We start from the raw sequence: 19,577 nt of genomic DNA, 5'->3' as shown, positions 1-19,577 counted from the left end.
CCCTCCCCCTGATACGCGAGGAGCTGGCCGCCACCCGCCGCCACAACAACACCGGCTCCCGCGGCATCATGCGCGATGCCTGTGCCGATGACGAGGTCCTGCTGAGGAGGTGCCGCCGCATCGCCGCCGCGCTCGCCCCGCAGGGCACCGGCTGACCTCCCCGGGCGCGGGACCCGCGAAGGCATCCAGGGCACTCCGGCCATGCCTTCGCCGTACCGGAAAGGCACTCACCGGGTCGGTGAGACCTCCACGGCCACCGCGTCCGGGCTGCCGTGGGTGAGGACCGGGTTGCCGCGGACCGAGACGAAGTCGCCGGGGGCGACCACACCCGAGCCGTCGAGGTCGGCATGAACACGGACCGTGTAGCGGGCCCGGGGGTCGGGAGGCGGCACCTCCAGGGTGAGGTGCGGGGCATCGGCGAGGTCCACGCCCCGCTCCACCACGCGGGACACGACGCGTGCCGGCGCGTCCGCGGCGGTGATCTCCTCGACCTGCGCGCGCAGGGTCACCGCGCCCTGCGGCGCCTTCGTCCCCGGCGCGAGACGGACAGCGATTTCTACGTTGCGCATACGCTCGCCCAGCCCTTGTTGGTCTCCATGTCCGCCACTACTTTCCGCAAAATAGCGCCCTTTACCGCGGGGCGGGAAGTCAGCAGCGAGGGAGAAACAGGATGCCTGCTTCGGAGTCGCGAGTTGCCGGTGAGGGACACGGGGAATTCCGGTCCTCGCGTGATGTGCAGACCGGTCTGATCGACGGTGTCAGTTTCCAGACCAAGCCTGTCCAGTACGTGAACATCGATGGGCTCGCGGTCTTCGAGGGCGACATCGTGCTCGGTACGGTGGCGGAGGTGGAGCGCCGCACTTCGGAACTGAAGGCGGAGTCCGAGGGAAAGGTTCCGCAGTCGGCGGTCGCCATCAGCGGAAAGCAATTCCGCTGGGCCAACGCTCTGGTGCCGTTCGAGATCGACTCGGCGCTGCCGAACCAGCAGCGGGTGACCGACGCGATCGCGCACTGGGAGAGCCGTACCCGGATGCGGTTCGTTCGGCGCACGCCCGCCAATCAGGGGCAGTTCAGCGACTTCGTCCGGTTCGTGCCGGGCGGTGGCTGTTCCTCGTTCGTGGGCCGGCAGGGCGGATCGCAGAACATCACGCTGGCAGGAGGCTGTTCGACGGGAAACTGCATTCACGAGATCGGGCACGCGATCGGCCTGTGGCACGAGCAGAGCCGTGAGGACAGGGACACGTTCGTCACGATCGTCTGGGCCAACATCACCCAGGGCTTCGAGCACAACTTCGACCAGCACATATCGGATGGCGACGACGTCGGCGCCTACGACTACGGCTCGATCATGCATTACCCGCGGGACGCCTTCTCGAAGAACGGCCAGGACACCATCGTGCCGTCCGTGCAAGGTGTCAGCATCGGTCAGCGTTCGGGGCTCAGCACCGACGACATCGCCGCCGTGCACGCGATGTACGGCCCCTCGCCGGCCTCCGGGCCCGTGGTGTCGTGGGAGTCGGACCGGCTCGACGTCTTCGGCATCGGCACCGACGCGGCGCTCCACCACAAGTGGTGGGACGGAAACGCCTGGGGCCCGAGCATCAAGAACTGGGAATCCCTCGGCGGCATCTGCACCAGCCCTCCGACGTCCATCGCGTGGGCGCACGACCGGCTCGACGTGTTCGTCATCGGCGCGGATTCCGCACTCCATCACAAGTGGTGGGACGGAAACGCCTGGGGACCCGGCGTCAAGGACTGGGAATCGCTCGGCGGCCTCTGCACCAGTGCGCCCGAGGCGATTTCCTGGGGCCCCGACCGCCTCGATCTCTTTGTGGTCGGCGCGGACTCCGCGCTCCACCACAAATGGTGGGACGGAAACGCCTGGGGCCCAAGCGTCAAGGGCTGGGAATCCCTCGGCGGAATCTGCATGACCAAGCCGATCGCCGTCTCCTGGGGCGCCAATCGACTCGACCTTTTCGTGATCGGCACGGATTCCGCGCTCTATCACAAGTGGTGGGACGGAAACGCCTGGGGCCCGAGCATCACGGGCTGGGAATCCCTCGGCGGAATCTGCAAGGGAACGCCCGCCGCGGTGTCCTGGGGGCAGAACCGCCTCGACCTGTTCGTCATCGGCGCCGACTCCGCGCTCCACCACAAATGGTGGGACGGAAACGCCTGGGGCCCGAGCATCAAGGGCTGGGAATCCCTCGGCGGCATCTGCAAGGGAACGCCCGCCGCGGTGGCGTGGGGAACCAACCGGCTCGATCTGTTCGTCATCGGCGCGGACTCGGCCCTGCACCACAAGTGGTGGGACGGAAACTCCTGGGGTCCGAGCGTCACGGGATGGGAATCCCTCGGCGGCATCTGCACCAGTCCGCCGGCGGCCGTCGCCTGGGAGCCGAACCGCCTTGACCTGTTCGTCACCGGCACGGACTCCACGCTGTTCCACAAGTGGTGGGACGGAAAAGCCTGGGGACCCAGCGTCCAGGGCTGGGAATCGCTCGGCGGAACCCTGACGAGCTTCAAGGACTGACCGCTCCGAGCCGCTCGGCGGGTGCCGCCGCTCCGGCCGGGTCACTCCTCGTGCTTCGCCCGGCTCGGCTGCACCCGCTTCGGCTCGCCCGGCATCTTCGGATACTCGGGCGGGTACGGCATGTCGCCGAGCCCCCGGTCGTGCTCGTCCCGGTCGGCCTGTTCGAGGAGGGCGTCGAGGGAGAAGGCGTGCTTCTCCATGTCCGCGTGCACATCGCCCACTTGGGCATAGCGGTGCGGCATGCTGGCGATGTCGAAGTCCTGCGGGACGGCGTCGTCGATCTCGTCCCAGCGCAGGGGCGCCGACACGGGCGCGTTCGGCCGGGGGCGGACCGAGTAGGCGGAGGCGATGGTGCGGTCGCGGGCGGTCTGGTTGAAGTCGACGAAGATCCGCTCGCCCCGCTCCTCCTTCCACCAGGCGGTGGTGACCGCGTCCGGCATCCGCCGCTCCAGCTCGCGTCCGCAGGCGATCACGGCACGTCGTACGCCGGTGAAGTTCCACCGCGGCTCGATCGGCACGAAGACGTGGATGCCGCGCCCGCCGGACGTCTTGGGCCAGCCCTGGAGCCCGAACTCATCGAGGACAGCCCGGAGTTCATGCGCGGCGCGCACCGCGTCCGCGTAGTCCGTGCCGGGCTGCGGGTCGAGGTCGATGCGGAGTTCGTCGGGGTGGTCGGGGTTGTCGCGGCGTACCGGCCAGGGATGGAAGGTGAGGGTGTTGAACTGGGCGGCCCAGACGACGGCGGCGATCTCGGTCGGGCAGATCTCGTCGGCGGTGCGGCCGCTGGGGAAGGCGATGGTTCCGGTGGGGATCCAGTCGGGGAGGTTCTTGGGGGCGCGCTTCTGGTAGAAGAACTCGCCGGCGACGCCTTCCGGGAATCGCTGGAGCGTCGTGGGACGGTCCCGCAGGGCGCGTACGATCCCGTCGCCGACCGCGATGAAGTACTGGGCGACGTCCAGCTTGGTGAAGCCCCGCTCCGGAAAGACGATCTTGTCGGGGCTGGAGAGCCGCACCATCCGCCCGCCCGCGTCGAGCTCCACCGCTTTACCAGCCATGCCGTCACGCTAGGCGCAGCGGGCAAAAGTCGCATACCGGGCGGGGAAGGGCGTACGGGATCAGAATCGAGCCATGGATCTGCCGGTGATGCCCCCCGTCAAGCCCATGCTCGCCAAGCCCGTGGCGAGGATCCCGCCGGGCATGCAGTACGAGGCCAAGTGGGACGGGTTCCGGGCGATCGTCTTCCGTGACGGTGCCGATCTGGAGATCGGCAGCCGGACGGGCAAGCCCCTCACCCGGTACTTTCCCGAGCTGGTCGAGGCGCTGCGGGAGCGTCTGCCGGAGCGCTGCGTGCTCGACGGCGAGGTCGTCATCGCGCGGGACGGGCGGCTCGACTTCGACGCCCTCACCGAGCGCATCCACCCCGCCGAGTCGCGCGTGCGGACGCTCGCCGAGCGGACCCCGGCCTCGTTCGTGGCCTTCGACCTGCTCGCTCTCGGCGACGAGGCGTTGCTCGACGCTCCCCTCACCGACCGGCGCGCCCGCCTGACCGAGGCCCTCGACGGGGTCACCGCCCCCGTCCATCTCGCGCCCGCCACCACGGACCCGGAGCTGGCGCGGGAGTGGTTCGAGCAGTACGAGGGGGCGGGCCTCGACGGGGTCATCGCCAAGCCGCTCGACCTGCGCTACCGGCAGAACGAACGCCTCATGTTCAAGATCAAGCACGAGCGCACGGCGGACTGCGTGGTCGCCGGCTACCGCTTTCACAAGAGCGGCCCCATCGTCGGTTCGCTCCTGCTCGGTCTGTACGACGACGGGGGCACCCTGCAGCACGTCGGTGTCTGCGCGGCGTTCTCCATGCAGCGGCGGGCCGAGCTGGTGGAGGAGCTGGAGCCGTTGCGGATGGAGTCCGTCGAAGGGCACCCCTGGGCGGCCTGGACGGAGGAGTCCGCGCACCAGACGTCCCGGATGCCGGGCGCCCCGAGCCGCTGGTCGGGCAAGAAGGATCTTTCCTGGGTGCCGCTGCGTCCCGACCGCGTCTGCGAGGTGGCGTACGACCACATGGAGGGCGGGCAGCGCTTTAGGCACACGGCGCGGTTCCGCACCTGGCGGCCGGACCGGACCCCTGACAGCTGCACGTTCACCCAGCTGGAGGAGCCGGTCCGGTACGACCTGGCGGATGTGCTGCGGTAGCCAGGTACGTCCGGCTACCGGAGACGCACAGCGGTTGGCTCGGAGCAACCGTGGGCGAGCTACTCGGAAGCTTCCTCGTACTGACTGGCAGCAAGCTTGCGAAGCCTCTGCGCCTGGTCCTTCTCGGTTGCGTGCAGCATCTTCTCGATCTCCGCCCGGTGCTCTGGGTTCGTCGCGTCCTTGACCATCCTCTTGAGCTCCTTGACGTACTTCCTGTACTGCGAGTCGACGAGTCGGTTGTCGATCCGGTTGAGGGCAGCGGCAAAGAGAATGGGCAGGAGCAGCACCAGGACAGGGGACGACCAAATGCATACTTTGCCCGGCCACGTAGCGGGCCCGAGGTTGTAGCCCACTGTCACAACGAGTCCGGCGATGCTGGCCCCGCTGAACTCCTCATGAGTGATGCGCTGCTTACGAAGCCTCGCCTTAGACATCGCGACGCTCACTGGATTCCGGGGGTTCTCCTACGACCCACCACTCTTCGGTGTCGGCCTCGTCGCGTTCCCTCGCGAGGAATTGCCGGATCTTCTCCCGCTCCTCGTCGGTGAGGTCACGTCCGCGAAAGACTGAATCGGCAACGGCGTCTTGCATCGTGCGCAAGCGCACGTCGCGGCGGCGGTACCGCATGCCCAGCGCCGCACCGAGGGCTCCCGCCGCTGCCCCCACAAAGCCCACAGCAGCCGAAACCGCCGCAACAGACCATCCCTCCATACGAGCAGGCTAGCTGGATCGTCGGCTCATCCACGCCAACTCCCGTCTTCCCGCAGCGGGTTGGACTCGGGGAGTACGGCGGCTACTGGTGGACGGCCGGCCATGACCGGGGCATCGATCAGATCGGCGGCACAATCACGCCAACATTCACGCCCGCCACCTCATGCCGCTTCCCCACCAGGGGCGGCGACCGTAAGCTCCTGCGCCTGATACGGGAGTTACCAACGGTAAGGGGGACGGGACATGGGGCGCTCGGGAGCCGGGGGCAGTACGAGGCGTACGTTCGTCGCGGGGGCGGCCGCGGCGGGTGGCGCGGCCGCGCTCGGCGTGGGGGCGCTGCCCGCCATGGCCGACGACCGCGGCCCGCGGGCACAGCAGTCGGTCGCCGTGCTCGGCGGCGGTGTCGCCGGTCTGACGGCGGCCCATGAACTGGCCGAGCGCGGCTTCGCCGTCACGGTCTACGAGCGCCGGGCGCTCGGCGGCAAGGCCCGCAGCATGGACGTACCGAACAGCGCGAAGGGCAACCGCAAGCCGCTGCCCGGCGAGCACGGGTTCCGCTTCATCCCCGGGATCTACCACAACCTCCCGGACACGATGCGCCGCATCCCGTTCCCCGGGAACGCGAACGGCGTGTGGGACAACCTCGCCGCGCCGCACGAGATGTCGTTCGCGCGCACCGGCCGCGAGGACCTCCGGATGCCGATCCCCTGGCCGGGAAGCGAGCCGGAGCAGCTCACGCTCGACGACATCCGGCGGGCGCTCAACGCGCTGCTCGACACCGCCTTCAACCTGCCGGCCCACGAGGCCGCGTACTTCGTGAACCGCGCCCTGGTCTTCCTCACCAGCTGCGACGAGCGCCGCGACGACACCTGGGAGTCGACGCCCTGGTGGGAGTTCACGCGGGCCGAGCAGATGTCGAAGGACTACCAGCGCATCCTCGTCATCGGCGTCACCCGCAACATCGTGGCGACCAAGGCCGAGGAGGCGAGCACCCGCACCGTCGGCACGCTCGGTGAGGCCTTCGTCTTCAACGCGCTCGGCCAGGGCGCGGACGGCCCGCCCGACCGGATCCTGAACGCGCCGACGAACGAGGCGTGGATCGACCCGTGGGTGACCCATCTGAAGTCGCTGGGCGTCGAGTTCCGCATGGGCTGGAACGTGCGCGACCTGGGCTTCGCGGGCGGCCGGATCACCAAGACCGTCGTCGAGGACCCGGACGGCGTACGCCACGACATCACCGCCGACCACTACGTCCAGGCCATGCCGGTGGAGCACGCGCGCAAGACGTGGAGCGGCGAAATGAAGGCGGCTGACCCCCAGTTGGCGCGCTGCGACAAGCTGGAGACGGACTGGATGACGGGCATCCAGTTCTATCTGACGGAGCACCCGCCCATCGTCAACGGCCACTTCAACTGCATCGACTCTCCGTGGTCGCTCACCGGCATCGCGCAGGCAGGACACTGGCCGGACCGCGACTTTCCCGCCGACTACGGGGACGGCGTCGCGGTCGAGTGCCTCTCCGTGGACATCTCCGAGTGGGACAAGCCGGGGATCCTGTACGGCAAGACGGCCAAGCAGTGCACGCGTGACGAGGTCGCCAAGGAGGTGTGGGCGCAGCTGAAGGCCGCGCTCAACGACACCGGCAAGACCGTCCTGAGCGACGGCAAGCTGCACTCGTGGTTCCTCGACCCGGGCGTCGACGGCCTCGGGACACCGAACCCGACCAACGAGGACGAGCTCCTCATCCACCCCGTCGGCACCTTCCACAACCGTCCGTCGGCCGCGACGAAGATCCCCAATCTCTATCTGGCGGGCGACTACGTGGCCGTACCGATCGACCTCGCGACGATGGAGGGCGCCAACACCTCGGCACGCCAGGCGGTGAACGCTCTCCTGGAGCGGGTGGGTTCGGATGCCGAACGCTGCACGGTGACTCCCCTGTACCGCGTTCCGGCGGTCGAGGCCCTCAAGCGCCACGACCGCACCCGCTACCGGCTCGGCCTGCCGAACGCCCTCGATCTGGGTTGAGCCCGTCGACGGAGGCGGAAAGCTGAACCCGTCGACGTAGGCTGAAGGCAGGGCCTGACGGGGTAGGTGGTCCGCATGGGACGGTGGACATACATACGGCGCACGGCGGTGGCGGCAGCGGCCGTCATCGCCCTCGCGCCCGGCTGCACCTTCGGAGACAACTCCGGAGGCGACGGGAAGGCACCGTCGGACGGGTCGGGCGGCGGCCCCGTGCTCGCGGTGAAGATCGACAACGTCGGCCCCGCGCGCCCGCAGACCGGGCTCGACGCGGCGGACGTCGTGTACGCGGAGCAGGTGGAGGCCGGGCTCAGCCGGCTGATGGCCGTCTACGGCGATCCGGATCGGCTGCCGTCGATCGTCGGTCCGGTGCGCAGCGCGCGCGAGACGGACCTGGAGCTCCTGCGCCAGTTCGACGACCCGGTGCTCGCGTTCTCCGGAGCACAGTCGAAGCTGCTGCCGCTGATCGCCGACGCACCGCTGCGGGGCCAGACGCCCGGCAAGGCGCCCGCCGACGCCTACTTCCGCGACGGCAACAGAGCGGCTCCGCACAATCTCTTCGTACGTCCGAAAGCCCTCGGCCTGGAGAAGGGCGACGGCGACGGCCTGTCCAGCACGGGCTTCGTCTTCGGCCCGCGCCCGAAGGACGGCGGCACCCCGGAGCAGGAGCGCACCGTCCGCTTCCCGGCGGCGCGGTTCACCTTCACCTGGTCGACCGAGCAGGAGCGCTGGCTGATCGCCATGGACGGGGAACGGGCCATCACGAGCGACGGCAAGAACCTGGCGGCGTCGACGGTCGTCGTGCAGTACGCGAAGGTGCGCGAGTCCCGCTTCCACGACCGCTCCGGGAACAACACCCCGTTCACCGAGACGGTTGGATCCGGCAAGGCGCAGGTCCTGAGGGACGGTCGCGCCTACGAAGCGCGCTGGGAGCGGTCCGACGCGGAGGACGGCACGGAGTTCACGACGCCCGACGGCGAGCCGCTGCCGTTCGCGAAGGGGCAGGTCTGGGTGGTCTACGCGAAGGCGTGACTTCAGGCCTTGCCGGCGGCGAGGGTCTCCGTGGGATGGCGGAGGCCCTCCGCCGCGTCCGACACCCGCTGGATCAGATCGAAGAACACGGTCTGCTCATCGGCGGAGAGCGGACCGAGGAACACCTGGTTCATCCGGGCCGTCCGCACGGTCAGCTTCCGGTGCGTGCGCTTGCCCTCTTCGGTGAGGTGCAGCAGATAGCGGCGCCCGTCCTGCGGATCGCGCACCTTGTCGAGGAGCTCACGGCGGATGAGGCGGCTGATGACCTCGGCGATGGTGGACCGGTCGAGGCCGACCCGCTCGCCGACGGTCCGCTGGTCGAGGCCGGGCTCCGCGACGAGCGCGTTCAGGACGGCGAACTGCGGCGAGGTGATCTCCTCGGAGACCATCGTGTTCCACAGCAGATAGTGCGCCTGCTGCAGCCGCCGGGCCAGGTGCCCGGGGTGGGTGGTCAGGTCCACCGCGGCCATGAGTGCCTCCGTTTTCCGTGGGTGCACTGAACAATACTCGCCCTTGACGGCTTAGGGAACGAGTGGCAGCGTGAGTTCAACCTCGTAGAAATAGTCAGTGCCCTGATTAATGGATGGGGCAGGCATCGAAGGTCTGGGAAAGAGCGCAGGCCTGGAAGAGATGGGGCTCGACGGATGGACAAGGTGGTGGCCTCGGCCGCCGATGCGGTGGCCGACGCGCGGGACGGAGCGTCGCTCGCCGTGGGCGGTTTCGGCCTCAGCGGAGTGCCGAACGAGCTGATCCGGGCGCTGTACGAGCGGGGCGTCTCGGGCCTGAGCGTGGTGTCCAACAACTGCGGCGCCATGGAGACCGGGCTCGCGGTGCTGCTCTCGGCGGGCCGGATCGCCCGCGTGACCGGGTCGTACATCGGCGCCAACAAGGAGTTCGCCCGCCAGTACCTGGGCGGTGAGCTGGAGGTGGAGATGATCCCGCAGGGCACGCTCGCCGAGCGGCTGCGGGCCGGGGGCACCGGCATCCCCGCGTTCTACACGCCCGCCGGCGTGGGCACGCAGGTCGCCGAGGGCGGGCTGCCCTGGCGATACGACGGCCAGGGCGGGGTGGCGGTGGCATCGCCGGCCAAGGAGGTCCGGGAGTTCGACGGTGTCTCCTATGTCCTGGAGCACGGCATCCGGACGGACTTCGCGCTCGTACGGGCCGCGAAGGGCGACCGGCACGGGAACCTCGTCTTCAACAAGTCCACCCGCAATTTCAACCCCCTGGCGGCCATGGCAGGGCGGATCACGATCGCCGAGGTGGAGGAGCTGGTGGAGCCGGGCGAGATCGACCCGGACGCCGTGCACCTGCCGGGAATCTTCGTGCAGCGGGTGGTGGCGCTGACCCCCGGGCAGGCCGCCGACAAGAGCATCGAACGGCGCACGATGTCCGCGCCTCCGGCACGAGGGACGGTGAGCAGCTGATGGCCTGGACGCGTGAGGAGATGGCCGCGCGGGCCGCGCGTGAGCTGCGCGACGGTCAGTACGTGAACCTGGGCATCGGCCTGCCGACGCTGATCCCCAACTATCTGCCCGAGGGGGTGCAGGTGGTCCTGGAGTCGGAGAACGGCATCCTCGGCGTCGGCCCCTACCCCACCGAGGAGCAGGTCGACCCCGACCTGATCAACGCGGGCAAGGAGACCGTGACGGTCCTGCCGGGCGCCTCCTACTTCGACTCCTCGCTCTCCTTCGGGATGATCCGCGGCGGTCACATCGACGTCGCGGTGCTCGGCGCGATGCAGGTCTCCGCGGGCGGCGACCTGGCGAACTGGGCCATCCCCGGCAAGATGATCACCGGGATCGGCGGGGCGATGGACCTGGTGCACGGGGCGCGGACGGTCATCGTGGCGATGACCCACACCGCCAAGGACGGCTCCCCCAAGATCCTCGAGGAGTGCGCGCTGCCGCTGACCGGCAAGGCCTGCGTCAACCGGATCATCACCGACCTCGGCGTTCTGGACGTCACCGAAACCGGCCTGGACCTGGTCGAGTTGGCGCCCGGCGTCTCCGTGGACGAGATCACGGCCAAGACCGCGGCGGAGGTCCACGTCCCCGACGCCGTTCCTGAAGTCGTCTCTGAAGGATTCCCGTCATGAGCCTGCGTGACGTCTACATCGTCGACGCCGTGCGCACCCCGGTCGGCAAGTACAACGGCGCCCTCGCGAGCGTCCGCCCCGACGACCTCGGCGCCCACGCCATCCGCGAACTCCTCGCCCGTACACCGGACTTGGACCCATCCCTGATCGGCGACGTCTACTTCGGCAACGCCAACGGCGCGGGCGAGGAGAACCGGAACGTGGGCAGGATGGCCGCGCTTCTTGCGGGGCTGCCCGTGACCGTCCCCGGCGTCACCGTCAACCGACTCTGCGCCTCCGGCCTCGAAGCCGTCATCCAGGCCGCCCGCGCCATCGCGCTCGGCGACGCCTCCATCGCCGTGGCGGGCGGCGTCGAGTCGATGACCCGCGCACCCTACGTACTCCCCAAGAGCGACCGGCCCTTCCCCGCCGGGCACACCGAGCTCTACTCCACCACCCTGGGCTGGCGCATGGTCAACCCGAAGATGGAACCCCAGTGGACCGTGCCGCTGGGCGAGAGCGCCGAACTCATCGCGGACAAGCACCAGATCACCCGTGTACAGCAGGACGCGTACGCCCTCGCCTCGCACCACAAGGCGGCGCGGGCACAGAAGGACGGCCTGTTCGACGCCGAGATCGCGCCGGTCGCCGTCCCGCGGCACAAGGGTGAACCCGTCCTCTTCGAGCGCGACGAATGCGTACGCGCCGACGCGTCCCTGGAGGCGATGGCCAAGCTCAAGCCGTCCTTCCGCACCCCGGACGGCACGGTCACGCCCGGCAACGCGTCGCCGCTCAACGACGGCGCCGCCGCGCTGCTCCTGGTCGACGAGGAGGGCCTGAAAGCGACCGGCCGCGACCCGCTGGCCCGCGTCTCGGCGTCCGGAGTCTCCGCCATCGAGCCGCACTACTTCGGCCTCGCGCCGGTCGAGGCCGTCAACCGCGCCCTCGCGAAGGCAGGCAGATCCTTCGGCGACCTGAGCACGCTGGAGCTCAACGAGGCCTTCGCGGCACAGGTGTTGGGGTGCGCGGCCGAGTGGCCGGACCTCGACCCGGCCGTCCTGAACCCGCAGGGCGGCGCCATCGCACTCGGGCATCCGCTCGGCGCGTCCGGCGCACGCCTCACCGGAACCGTCGCCCACCAGCTCGCCCGGCGCGGCTCGGGCACGGGCGTCGCCACCCTCTGCATCGGCGTCGGCCAGGGCCTCGCGCTGGTCCTCGAACGCTGATCCATCGCCCGTCACCAGTTCCGCCCTCACCAGTTCCGCCCTCACCAGTTCCGCCCTCACCAGCACCACCCCGTACTCACGGAGCCGAGAGACATGACCCTCACCGAACCCCTGCCCGACGGGCTGAGCCAGCGGGAGATAGACACCGAGGTCGCCAAGGCGCAGGCCTCGGCGGCGCCCGCCGACCACCCGCCGCGCGACTATCCCCCGTACCGCAGCAGCCACTTCCGTCACCCGAAGCAGCCGCTGATCCCGCTGCGCGACCCGGAGGCGGTGGAGCTGAGCGGGCCCGCGTTCGGCGTCACCGACATCACGGCGCTCGACCGCGATCTGACCCGACAGCACCAGGGCGAGCCGCTCGGCGAGCGGATCACCGTGTCCGGCCGGGTCCTCGACCGTGAAGGGCGGCCGGTGCGCGGCCAGTTGGTCGAGCTGTGGCAGGCCAACGCGTCGGGCCGGTACGCCCATCAGCTCGACCAGCACCCGGCGCCGCTCGACCCGAACTTCACGGGCTTCGGCCGCTGTCTGACCGATGACGACGGGACGTACTCCTTCACGACCGTCAAGCCGGGCGCGTACCCGTGGCGCAATCACGTCAACGCGTGGCGCCCGGCGCACATCCACTTCTCGCTCTTCGGTACGGCGTTCACCCAGCGTCTGGTGACGCAGATGTACTTCCCCGGCGATCCGCTGTTCCCCTACGACCCGGTGCTGCGGTCGGTGACGGGCGAGGCGGCGCGGCAGCGCCTGGTGTCGACGTACGACCACGATCTCTCCACCCCCGAGTGGTCGCTCGGCTACCGCTGGGACATCGTCCTCGACGGCCCGTCCGCGACGCTCTTCGAGGAAGGCGGCAACCACTGATGTCGTACGCTCCGACGCCCTCCCAGACGGTCGGCCCGTTCTACGGCTACGCGCTGCCCTTCCCGCGGGGCGGCGAGGTCGCGCCGGCCGGGCACCCGGACGCGATCACCCTGCACGGGTACGTGTACGACGGCGCGGGAAACCCCGTGCCCGACGCCCTGATCGAGACCTGGCAGCCCGCGCCCGACGGCTCCCGCACGGGAGCGCCGGGATCGCTGCGGCACGACCCGGTCACGGGCGAGGTGATCGGCCGCGACGGCGTCGCCTTCACCGGGTTCGGCCGCGTGCCGACCGACGCGGACGGCCACTGGGCGATCCGTACGCTCCCGCCGGGCGGTGTGTCGTACATCGCGGTCGCCGTCTTCGCGCGCGGCCTGCTCCACCACCTGTACACGCGCGCCTACTTGACCGACGAGCCGGGCGACCCCCTCCTCGGCTCGCTCGACGCGCGGCGGCGCGCGACGCTGATCACGCGCCCCGAGGCGCACCGCACGTACCGTTTCGACATCCGCCTTCAGGGCGAGGGCGAAACGGTGTTCCTGGAGTTCGAGTGAGTTCAGCGGATTACGACAACGGCCTGCTCGCCCCGGGGCGTGCGGGCTCCCCCGCCGAGGCCGCGGTGTCGGATGTGGCCTTCCTGCAGGCGATGCTGGACGCGGAGGCGGCGCTGACCCGCGCCCAGGCGGAGGCGGGCCTCGCCCCGGCGGATGCGGCATCCGCGATCGGCGCCGCGGCGGACGCCGCCCGCTTCGACGTACGCGACATCGCGCTGCGCGCCCGTACCGGCGGCAATCCGGTGATCCCGCTGGTGGCGGACCTGACGGCGGCGGTGCCGGAAGCGGCGGCGCCGTACGTGCACCGGGGCGCGACGAGTCAGGACATCATGGACACGGCGATGATGCTGATCGCGGGCCGGGCCCTCGACCTGCTCCTCGCCGACCTGGCCCGCACGGAACGGGCACTGGCCCGCCTCGCCGCCGAACACCGGAACACGGTGCTGCCGGGCCGCACACTGACCCAGCACGCGGTCCCGACGACCTTCGGTCTGAAGGCGGCGGGCTGGCGATCTCTGGTCCTCGACGCACGGGACAGGGTGGCGGCGGTGCGTGCGTCGCTGCCGGTGCAACTGGGCGGCGCGGCAGGGACGTTGGCGGCGTTCGGGGCGTACGGCGGGAGCGCGGGGCTCGTCTCGGCCTATGCCCGGCAGTTGTCGCTCGCCGAACCCGGGCTGCCCTGGCACACCCTGCGCACGCCCGTCGCCGACCTCGCCTCGGCCCTTGCCTTCGCCGCGGGCGCCTTGGGGAAGGCAGCGGTGGACATCCTCACGCTCGGCCGTACGGAGATCGCCGAGGTCTCCGAAGGGGCCGGCGGTGGCTCCTCCGCCATGCCCCACAAGGCGAACCCCGTACGTTCCACCCTGATCGCCGCGGCGGCGCGCCGCGCGCCCTCCCTCGCGGCCACGCTCCTCGCCTCCATGGCCGCCGAGGACGAACGCCCCGCGGGTGCGTGGCACGCGGAGTGGGAGGCCCTTCGCGACCTCCTGCGCACGGTGGGCGGGGCGAGCCGGGACGCGGCGGAGCTCACCGAGAACCTCCGGGTGCACGCGGACACCATGCGCGAACACCTCGCCCTCACCCACGGGTTGATCGTCTCCGAGCGCCTGACGGCGGAGCTGACGCCGCTCGTCGGCCGGGCGCGCGCGAAGGAACTCCTCACATCGGCGGCACGCCGTACGCGGGACGAGGCCCGGTCCCTCGCGGACGTGCTGGCCGAGGAAGCCGGGCGCCAAGACGTCGACCTCGCGGGGATCGACCTCGCCGAACTCACCGACCCCGCCCGATACACCGGCTCCGCCGGCGCCCTCACCGACCGAGCCCTGGAGCGACGTTGAGCACCGAGCTGCCGCACCACACCGTCGAGGGCGCCCCGACCGCGCCCGCTCTCCTCCTCGGCCCGTCCCTGGGCACCTCCACCGCCCTGTGGGACGCCGTGGCGCCCGAACTCTCCACCGCTCACCGGGTCGTACGCTGGGACCTCCCCGGCCACGGCACGTCGCGGGCCGATCTGATCGGCCCGGGGGCGACCGTCGCCGACCTGGCGGAGCTCGTCCTGGCGCTCGCCGACTCCCTGGGCATCGACCGTTTCGCGTACGCGGGTGTCTCGCTCGGCGGCGCCGTCGGCCTGCATCTCGCGGTGCACCACCCGGAGCGGATCGAGAGCCTCGCCGTGATCTGCTCGTCGGCGCACTTCGGCGGGTTCGCGCCATGGGAGGAGCGCGCGGCACTCGTACGCCGCGAGGGCCTCGCCGCGCTCGCGGAGACCGCGCCGCAGCGCTGGTTCACCCCCGGGTTCACGGTCCCCGGCCTGGTGGACGACCACCGGAACACCGACCCCGACGCGTACGCGGCGTGCTGCGACGCCCTCGCCGCGTACGACCTCAGGGGTGTGCTGCCGAAGGTCGGCGCGCCCACGCTCGTCATCGCGGGCCGCGAGGATCCGGCGACGCCGCCGGCCCACGCGCGGGAGATCGCCGACGCGGTGCCCGGCGCGTCCCTCACCGAGCTGGCCGGAGCCTCGCATCTGGCCCCGGCGGAGCGTCCCGACGCGGTGGTCGCCGCGCTGCGGGGGCACTTCGGCGGGGCGGCGGCGAGCGGGATGGCGGTGCGGCGTGAGGTCCTCGGGGGCGCGCACGTGGACCGCGCACAGGGGAACACCACGCCTCTCACGGCGCGCTTCCAGGACTTCATCTCCCGCTACGCGTGGGGCGAGATCTGGACCGACCCCACGCTGGCGCGCCGCGAACGCAGCATGATCACGCTGACGGCGCTGGTCGCACACGGCCACTACGAGGAACTGGCCATGCATGTACGAGCGGCTCGCCGCAACGGACTGAGTCCGGAGGAGATCGGGGCGGTGCTGATGCAGACCGCGGTCTACTGCGGGGTGCCCGCGGCGAATTCCGCCTTCGCGGTGGCGCAGCGGGTGCTGGCGGAGGAGAGCAACGAATAGCCCCTGCGGCGTTTGAGGAGCGGGGGTCTGGGGGCGGAGCCGCCAGGAGACCGAGCCACGGTGGGGGTCCAAGGTCCCCCGCTCCTACCTCTCCTACCTCTCCTACCTCTCCTACGTCGCACTGCGCTCACTCGCTTCGCGATACCTCCGCTCCAGTCCGCCGGCGCCGTCCCCCGGACGAACTCCTCCACAAGACCCACGAACCGCGCCGGATCGGCGTGAAAGGGAAAGTGCCCGGCCCCGCCGAAGATCTCCAGGCGGCTGCCCGGCATCGCCTGATGCGCGGTGAACGCGTGGTCGGCCGGCAGCACGCTGTCCCGGTCGCCCCACACGAGCAGCGTCGGCATCCCCTCGGCCAGGTAGCAGCGATCCAGCATCGTCACCACCTGCCCCCGCCAATCGACGACCGACCGCAGTGTGCGGATGAACGCGGTCCGCGCCCAGACGTCCGGCAACGCATCGACCAGGCCGATCAGTTCGGGCGCGTCCTGCCCGAGCCCGGTGTCGAGGAGCCGGAGCAGCCCGACGGCCGCCCGCACGGGCAGGTCCGCGCCGGGCAGTTCGAGCAGGGAGAGGAGCAGCGCGGCGCCGGGCAGCGAGACCCCCCGCAGCATGGGGCTGACCTGCGGCCCCACGCCTCCCGTACTGACCAGGACGAGCCGCTCGACCCGCTCGGGAAACTGGTAGGCGAACTGCATCGTGACGCCACCGCCGAACGAGTGCCCGACGAGCGTGACCCGCTCGATGCCGAGTACGCCGAGCAGATCACGGACCCCGTTGGCGTACGCCGCCACGGAGTAGTCGGCGCGTGGCTTCTCGGACGCGCCGTGACCGAGCAGGTCCGGGGCGATGACCGTGTGCGTACGGGCCAGTGGGGCGATCAGCGGCGCCCAGGTCACCGAAGACGCGCCGATGCCGTGGATCAGCAGGATCGCGGGCCCCTCACCCGCGATGCGGTACGCGCGCCGGTAGCCGTGCACCGTACGGAACCGCAGCGTGCCCCCGCCCTCGTCGTCGGTGGGAAGCCGCCGGGACTGAAAGGGCAGGATCCGCGCCATGGGCCGGAGTGTAGGCAGGCGGCGCCTTGGGGTGGTTTCGGATGGGTTTCGGGTGGCGTAACACGGGCGCAGCCGGGCCTCAATCGCTGTTTAACGCATGGGTAGTTGATTGCTTGATGAGACACCTGTGACAGGAGATTCCTTTGATGGACCTGGGTGATGACCAGCTCGACGCCTATATCCGCACCCGGCTCGCCCTCGCCGGCGTCGACATCGACCAGCTGCCCGAGCAGCCGGACCCCGGCACCGGCTCCCCGAGCCGCGCGCAGGCCCTGAGCTCACTGCGCGCCTTCGTGAAGTCCACGCCCGCCGCGCTCGCGGACTGGACGCCCGGCGGTACACCCGCCTACGCGCAGCAGGCCGCTCCCCCGCTGATCTATCCGTCCGTGGCGGAGGGCCATCGGACCGGCGCCGCGCGCAGGGCGGGTGCCTGATGAGTGAGCGGCGTGCGCTCAATCGCCGGGTGTTCCTGGCGAGTTCGGCGGCCGTCGCCGCCGGGACGCCCCTCGCGCCGTTCGCCGCCGCGGCCGGTCCTGCACCCGCCGCGCGCGTCCCCGACATCGACGTCCGCGACGCGGCCCGCGCCGACCCGACGGAGGCCACCCTCGCCGAAGCGGTGGTTCTCATGCGGCGCGGCAAACTGACGTCGGCGGCCCTGGTGGCGGCGCAGACAGAACGTATCGAACGCTTCGACTCCACCTATCAGGCGTACGCCGAGGTGACGGCCGACGCCGCGCTCGATGCGGCGCACCGCGCGGACCGGCATCCCTCCGGCGTCCTCTCCGGCATCCCGCTCTGCGTCAAGGACAACTACTTCACCCGGGCCGTGCCGACGCGCGCCAACTCCTTCGTGTACGAGGACTTCGTGCCCGACCGTGACGCCACCGCCGTCGCGCGCCTGAAGGAGGCGGGTGCGGTTCTGCTCGGCAAGGGGCAGATGGGCCCGCTCGCCACCACCCGGGCGACCACGCCGAACGGCACCGTCACCACCGTCAACGCGTGGACGCCTGATGATCCTTCGACCGATCCCGGCGGTTCGTCGACGGGTCCCGCGTGCGCGGTGGCGGGGCGGATGGCGAGCTCGTCGATCGGGACACAGACCGGCGGTTCGATCGTGAACCCGTCCAATCAGCAGAACCTCACCGGGCTCAAGCCCACCATGGGGCGCGTTTCGCTGTACGGGGTGATCCCGCTCTCGTACACCCGTGATCACGCGGGACCGCTGGCCCGCGACGCGCTGGACGCGGCGATCGTCCTGGCGGTGATGTCGGGCGCGGACGCCCACGATCCGCGCACGCTCGGGCTGCCCGCCGCGCCCGACTACGTACGGGCGGCGACGCCGGTGCGTTCGCGCGGCGGAAAGGTGCGGCTGCGCCGGGCGACGCGGATCGGGGTACCGGCCGACTTCCTGGGCGCCGCCAAGGGCGACGTGCTCGCCCTGCGCAGGACCTTCCTCGACACGCTGTCCGGCATCCCGGGCGCGACACTCGTCGATGTCACCTATCCGGCTGACTGGGAGGTGCTGACCGGCGCGTTCAACGCCGCGCGCCTGCCCGAGCGGACGGAGCCGTTCCGGCACTGGCTGCGCGAGGACCTCACCAAGTTCGGTGTCTCGGTGCTCAGCTGGCTGCAGGGGCTGCTGCTCTCGGGCGACGAGTGGATCACCGCCCAGCGCGCCAAGAACCATCTGCTGCGCGAGATCCTCGACGGCGTGCTGGCCCGTTGCGACGTGGTCCTGCAGACCGGCCCCGTCCCCTTCGACATCGTGGGCCTTCCCGAACTGGGCCTGCCCATCGGCTTCGACGGCCGGGGCGTGCCGGTCGGCACGATCATCGGTGGCCTGCCGTACGAGGAGGACCGGCTGCTCGAAGTCGCGGCGGCGTACCAGGCGGTGACCGACTGGCATACACGGCGCCCCGCCGATCCCGCACCGGCCGGGGCTGACCGACGCAAGGCGGCCGCGGCCCGGCCGCGGCTGAGCGCGGGTGAAGCCGCCGAGCAGTCGGCCTGAGCGGACGGGGTGGGCCGGGCGCTACTCCGCGCCGTAGCACGCCAGGAACATGTCGACACCGGCGACGATCAGACGCTCCGTCAGATCGTCGCTGATGTCGGTTCCGTACGAGCCGAAGACCAGGTGCGGGAAGACCAGCAGGGAGTACAGCTGGATGACCGCGGCCTCCAAGTCCGGGACCGCGAGCCTGCCTTGGTCGGACAGTTCGCGCAACGCCCCCGCGATCGCGGGGTGATGACCCTCCGGGCCGTGGTGCTCCCATGCCGTGCCCAGCGAGGGGAAGCGGTGGATCTCCCTGGCGACCAGCTGGCGCAGCGCCTTCATCTCCTGGTCACCGCGGACCGCGTCGACCCAGATCCGGGCGGCGTTCAGGAACGCCCCGCGCAGGTCGTCCGCCTCGGCGAGGCCGTCGAGGGCGGCCACCGACGAGGAGGCGGCGAGGGGTTCGTCGAGCGCGCCCGCGATGACCGCGGTGAACAGCGCCTCCTTGCTGCCGAAGTGGTTGTAGACGGTCACCTTGGACACGCCCGCCTCGGCGGCGACGGCGTCCATGCCGACGCCGAACCCGTCACGGAGGAAAAGTGAGCGCGCCGCCCGGACGATGGCTTCGCGCTTACGTTCCGCGCGCGGCCCCGTAGGCCCCCCGCCCCGCCCCGCGCCGCTTCCCTCACTTCTTCCCTCGCTTCTCATGCGTCGCACCCTACCAGCCAACTGAACTGAACAGTTGAGTTCACATGAACTAGCCAGTACAGTTCAGATGCGTCAGCCGCACGTTCCACGCCTACTCGTTTCAGCCGCACGTTCCACACCTACTCGTTCAGGACTCGCCATGACGCATCCC

At 70.7% G+C, this 19,577-nt stretch carries 20 protein-coding genes; 13 read left to right on the top strand and 7 right to left on the bottom strand.

Going from position 1 to position 19,577, the window contains the following annotated elements; genetic code table 11:
• Positions 1-227: 227 nt before the first annotated feature.
• The gene (locus tag E2651_RS27010; RefSeq protein ID WP_135333833.1) at positions 228-569 is read right to left on the bottom strand and encodes a hypothetical protein; all 342 of its coding nucleotides are present in this window, start codon (positions 567-569) and stop codon (positions 228-230) included.
• 101 nt (positions 570-670) lie between these two features.
• Here E2651_RS27010 and legP point away from each other — a divergent pair, with 101 nt between their 5' ends.
• A complete protein-coding gene (gene legP / locus E2651_RS27005; protein WP_135333832.1) occupies positions 671-2,533 on the top strand; it encodes a Dot/Icm T4SS effector Zinc-dependent metalloprotease LegP in 1,863 nt (620 codons plus the stop codon).
• A 41-nt stretch (positions 2,534-2,574) separates the two neighbouring features.
• Here legP and ligD read toward each other — a convergent pair whose 3' ends face one another.
• A complete protein-coding gene (gene ligD / locus E2651_RS27000) occupies positions 2,575-3,588 on the bottom strand; it encodes a non-homologous end-joining DNA ligase (RefSeq protein WP_135333831.1) in 1,014 nt (337 codons plus the stop codon).
• Between the two features lie 73 nt (positions 3,589-3,661).
• Between ligD and E2651_RS26995 the strand changes: the two genes are divergently transcribed.
• Positions 3,662-4,723, top strand: coding sequence for an ATP-dependent DNA ligase (locus tag E2651_RS26995; protein ID WP_135333830.1), 1,062 nt, complete (start codon positions 3,662-3,664; stop codon positions 4,721-4,723).
• 59 nt (positions 4,724-4,782) lie between these two features.
• Here the strand turns inward: E2651_RS26995 and E2651_RS26990 are convergent, their stop codons facing one another.
• Both E2651_RS26990 and E2651_RS26985 read right to left on the bottom strand, forming a co-directional pair.
• Entirely contained in the window at positions 4,783-5,010 is a 228-nt protein-coding gene (locus E2651_RS26990) for a hypothetical protein (RefSeq protein ID WP_135333829.1), read from the bottom strand.
• Between the two features lie 139 nt (positions 5,011-5,149).
• Entirely contained in the window at positions 5,150-5,434 is a 285-nt protein-coding gene (locus E2651_RS26985) for a hypothetical protein (protein ID WP_135333828.1), read from the bottom strand.
• A gap of 243 nt (positions 5,435-5,677) precedes the next feature.
• On the opposite strand from E2651_RS26985, the gene E2651_RS26980 reads away from it, so the two are divergent.
• The gene (locus E2651_RS26980; RefSeq protein ID WP_135333827.1) at positions 5,678-7,462 is read left to right on the top strand and encodes an FAD-dependent oxidoreductase; all 1,785 of its coding nucleotides are present in this window, start codon (positions 5,678-5,680) and stop codon (positions 7,460-7,462) included.
• Positions 7,463-7,537: 75 nt separating this feature from the next.
• Positions 7,538-8,491, top strand: a complete 954-nt coding sequence (locus E2651_RS26975; RefSeq protein WP_135333826.1) for a DUF3048 domain-containing protein — start codon at positions 7,538-7,540, stop codon at positions 8,489-8,491.
• Between the two features lie 2 nt (positions 8,492-8,493).
• Here the strand turns inward: E2651_RS26975 and E2651_RS26970 are convergent, their stop codons facing one another.
• Positions 8,494-8,961 carry a MarR family transcriptional regulator gene (locus E2651_RS26970; protein WP_135333825.1) on the bottom strand — a complete coding sequence of 156 codons (468 nt, stop codon included), beginning with the start codon at positions 8,959-8,961 and terminating at the stop codon, positions 8,494-8,496.
• A 174-nt stretch (positions 8,962-9,135) separates the two neighbouring features.
• Between E2651_RS26970 and E2651_RS26965 the strand changes: the two genes are divergently transcribed.
• The 7 genes from E2651_RS26965 to pcaD all read left to right on the top strand — a co-directional run bounded on the left by E2651_RS26965 (position 9,136) and on the right by pcaD (position 15,667).
• The gene (locus E2651_RS26965) at positions 9,136-9,918 is read left to right on the top strand and encodes a CoA transferase subunit A (RefSeq protein WP_135333824.1); all 783 of its coding nucleotides are present in this window, start codon (positions 9,136-9,138) and stop codon (positions 9,916-9,918) included.
• Entirely contained in the window at positions 9,918-10,589 is a 672-nt protein-coding gene (locus E2651_RS26960; protein WP_135333823.1) for a CoA transferase subunit B, read from the top strand. The genes E2651_RS26965 and E2651_RS26960 overlap by 1 nt, the downstream gene beginning before the upstream one ends.
• 2 nt (positions 10,590-10,591) lie before the next feature.
• Positions 10,592-11,794, top strand: a complete 1,203-nt coding sequence (locus E2651_RS26955; RefSeq protein WP_135333835.1) for a thiolase family protein — start codon at positions 10,592-10,594, stop codon at positions 11,792-11,794.
• A gap of 93 nt (positions 11,795-11,887) precedes the next feature.
• Entirely contained in the window at positions 11,888-12,658 is a 771-nt protein-coding gene (pcaH, locus tag E2651_RS26950) for a protocatechuate 3,4-dioxygenase subunit beta (protein WP_135333822.1), read from the top strand.
• Positions 12,658-13,212: a protocatechuate 3,4-dioxygenase subunit alpha gene (pcaG, locus tag E2651_RS26945; protein WP_135333821.1), complete on the top strand. Its 555-nt coding sequence runs from the start codon at positions 12,658-12,660 to the stop codon at positions 13,210-13,212. The genes pcaH and pcaG overlap by 1 nt, the downstream gene beginning before the upstream one ends.
• On the top strand, positions 13,209-14,549 hold the full coding sequence (gene pcaB, locus E2651_RS26940; protein ID WP_135333820.1) for a 3-carboxy-cis,cis-muconate cycloisomerase: 1,341 nt from the start codon (positions 13,209-13,211) through the stop codon (positions 14,547-14,549). The genes pcaG and pcaB overlap by 4 nt, the downstream gene beginning before the upstream one ends.
• Positions 14,546-15,667: a 3-oxoadipate enol-lactonase gene (gene pcaD / locus E2651_RS26935; RefSeq protein WP_167828902.1), complete on the top strand. Its 1,122-nt coding sequence runs from the start codon at positions 14,546-14,548 to the stop codon at positions 15,665-15,667. Before pcaB ends, pcaD begins: the two co-directional genes overlap by 4 nt.
• On the opposite strand, the gene E2651_RS26930 is transcribed toward pcaD, so the two are convergent.
• A complete protein-coding gene (locus E2651_RS26930) occupies positions 15,592-16,725 on the bottom strand; it encodes an alpha/beta fold hydrolase (protein ID WP_135333819.1) in 1,134 nt (377 codons plus the stop codon). The two genes, pcaD and E2651_RS26930, sit on opposite strands and share 76 nt — an antisense overlap.
• Before the next feature lie 146 nt (positions 16,726-16,871).
• Here E2651_RS26930 and E2651_RS26925 point away from each other — a divergent pair, with 146 nt between their 5' ends.
• Together E2651_RS26925 and E2651_RS26920 are read left to right on the top strand one after the other, a co-directional pair.
• Positions 16,872-17,159 (top strand): hypothetical protein, encoded by a 288-nt coding sequence (locus E2651_RS26925; protein WP_135333818.1) that lies wholly within the window; start codon positions 16,872-16,874, stop codon positions 17,157-17,159.
• On the top strand, positions 17,159-18,736 hold the full coding sequence (locus E2651_RS26920) for an amidase (RefSeq protein WP_135333817.1): 1,578 nt from the start codon (positions 17,159-17,161) through the stop codon (positions 18,734-18,736). Before E2651_RS26925 ends, E2651_RS26920 begins: the two co-directional genes overlap by 1 nt.
• Before the next feature lie 21 nt (positions 18,737-18,757).
• Here E2651_RS26920 and E2651_RS26915 read toward each other — a convergent pair whose 3' ends face one another.
• Positions 18,758-19,288: a TetR/AcrR family transcriptional regulator gene (locus E2651_RS26915; protein ID WP_348541672.1), complete on the bottom strand. Its 531-nt coding sequence runs from the start codon at positions 19,286-19,288 to the stop codon at positions 18,758-18,760.
• Positions 19,289-19,577: the final 289 nt, after the last annotated feature.

Origin of the sequence: Streptomyces sp. MZ04 (assembly GCF_004684775.1) — a bacterium.
Lineage (GTDB): Bacteria > Actinomycetota > Actinomycetes > Streptomycetales > Streptomycetaceae > Streptomyces.
This window is presented reverse-complemented; position numbering and strand designations above follow the sequence as displayed.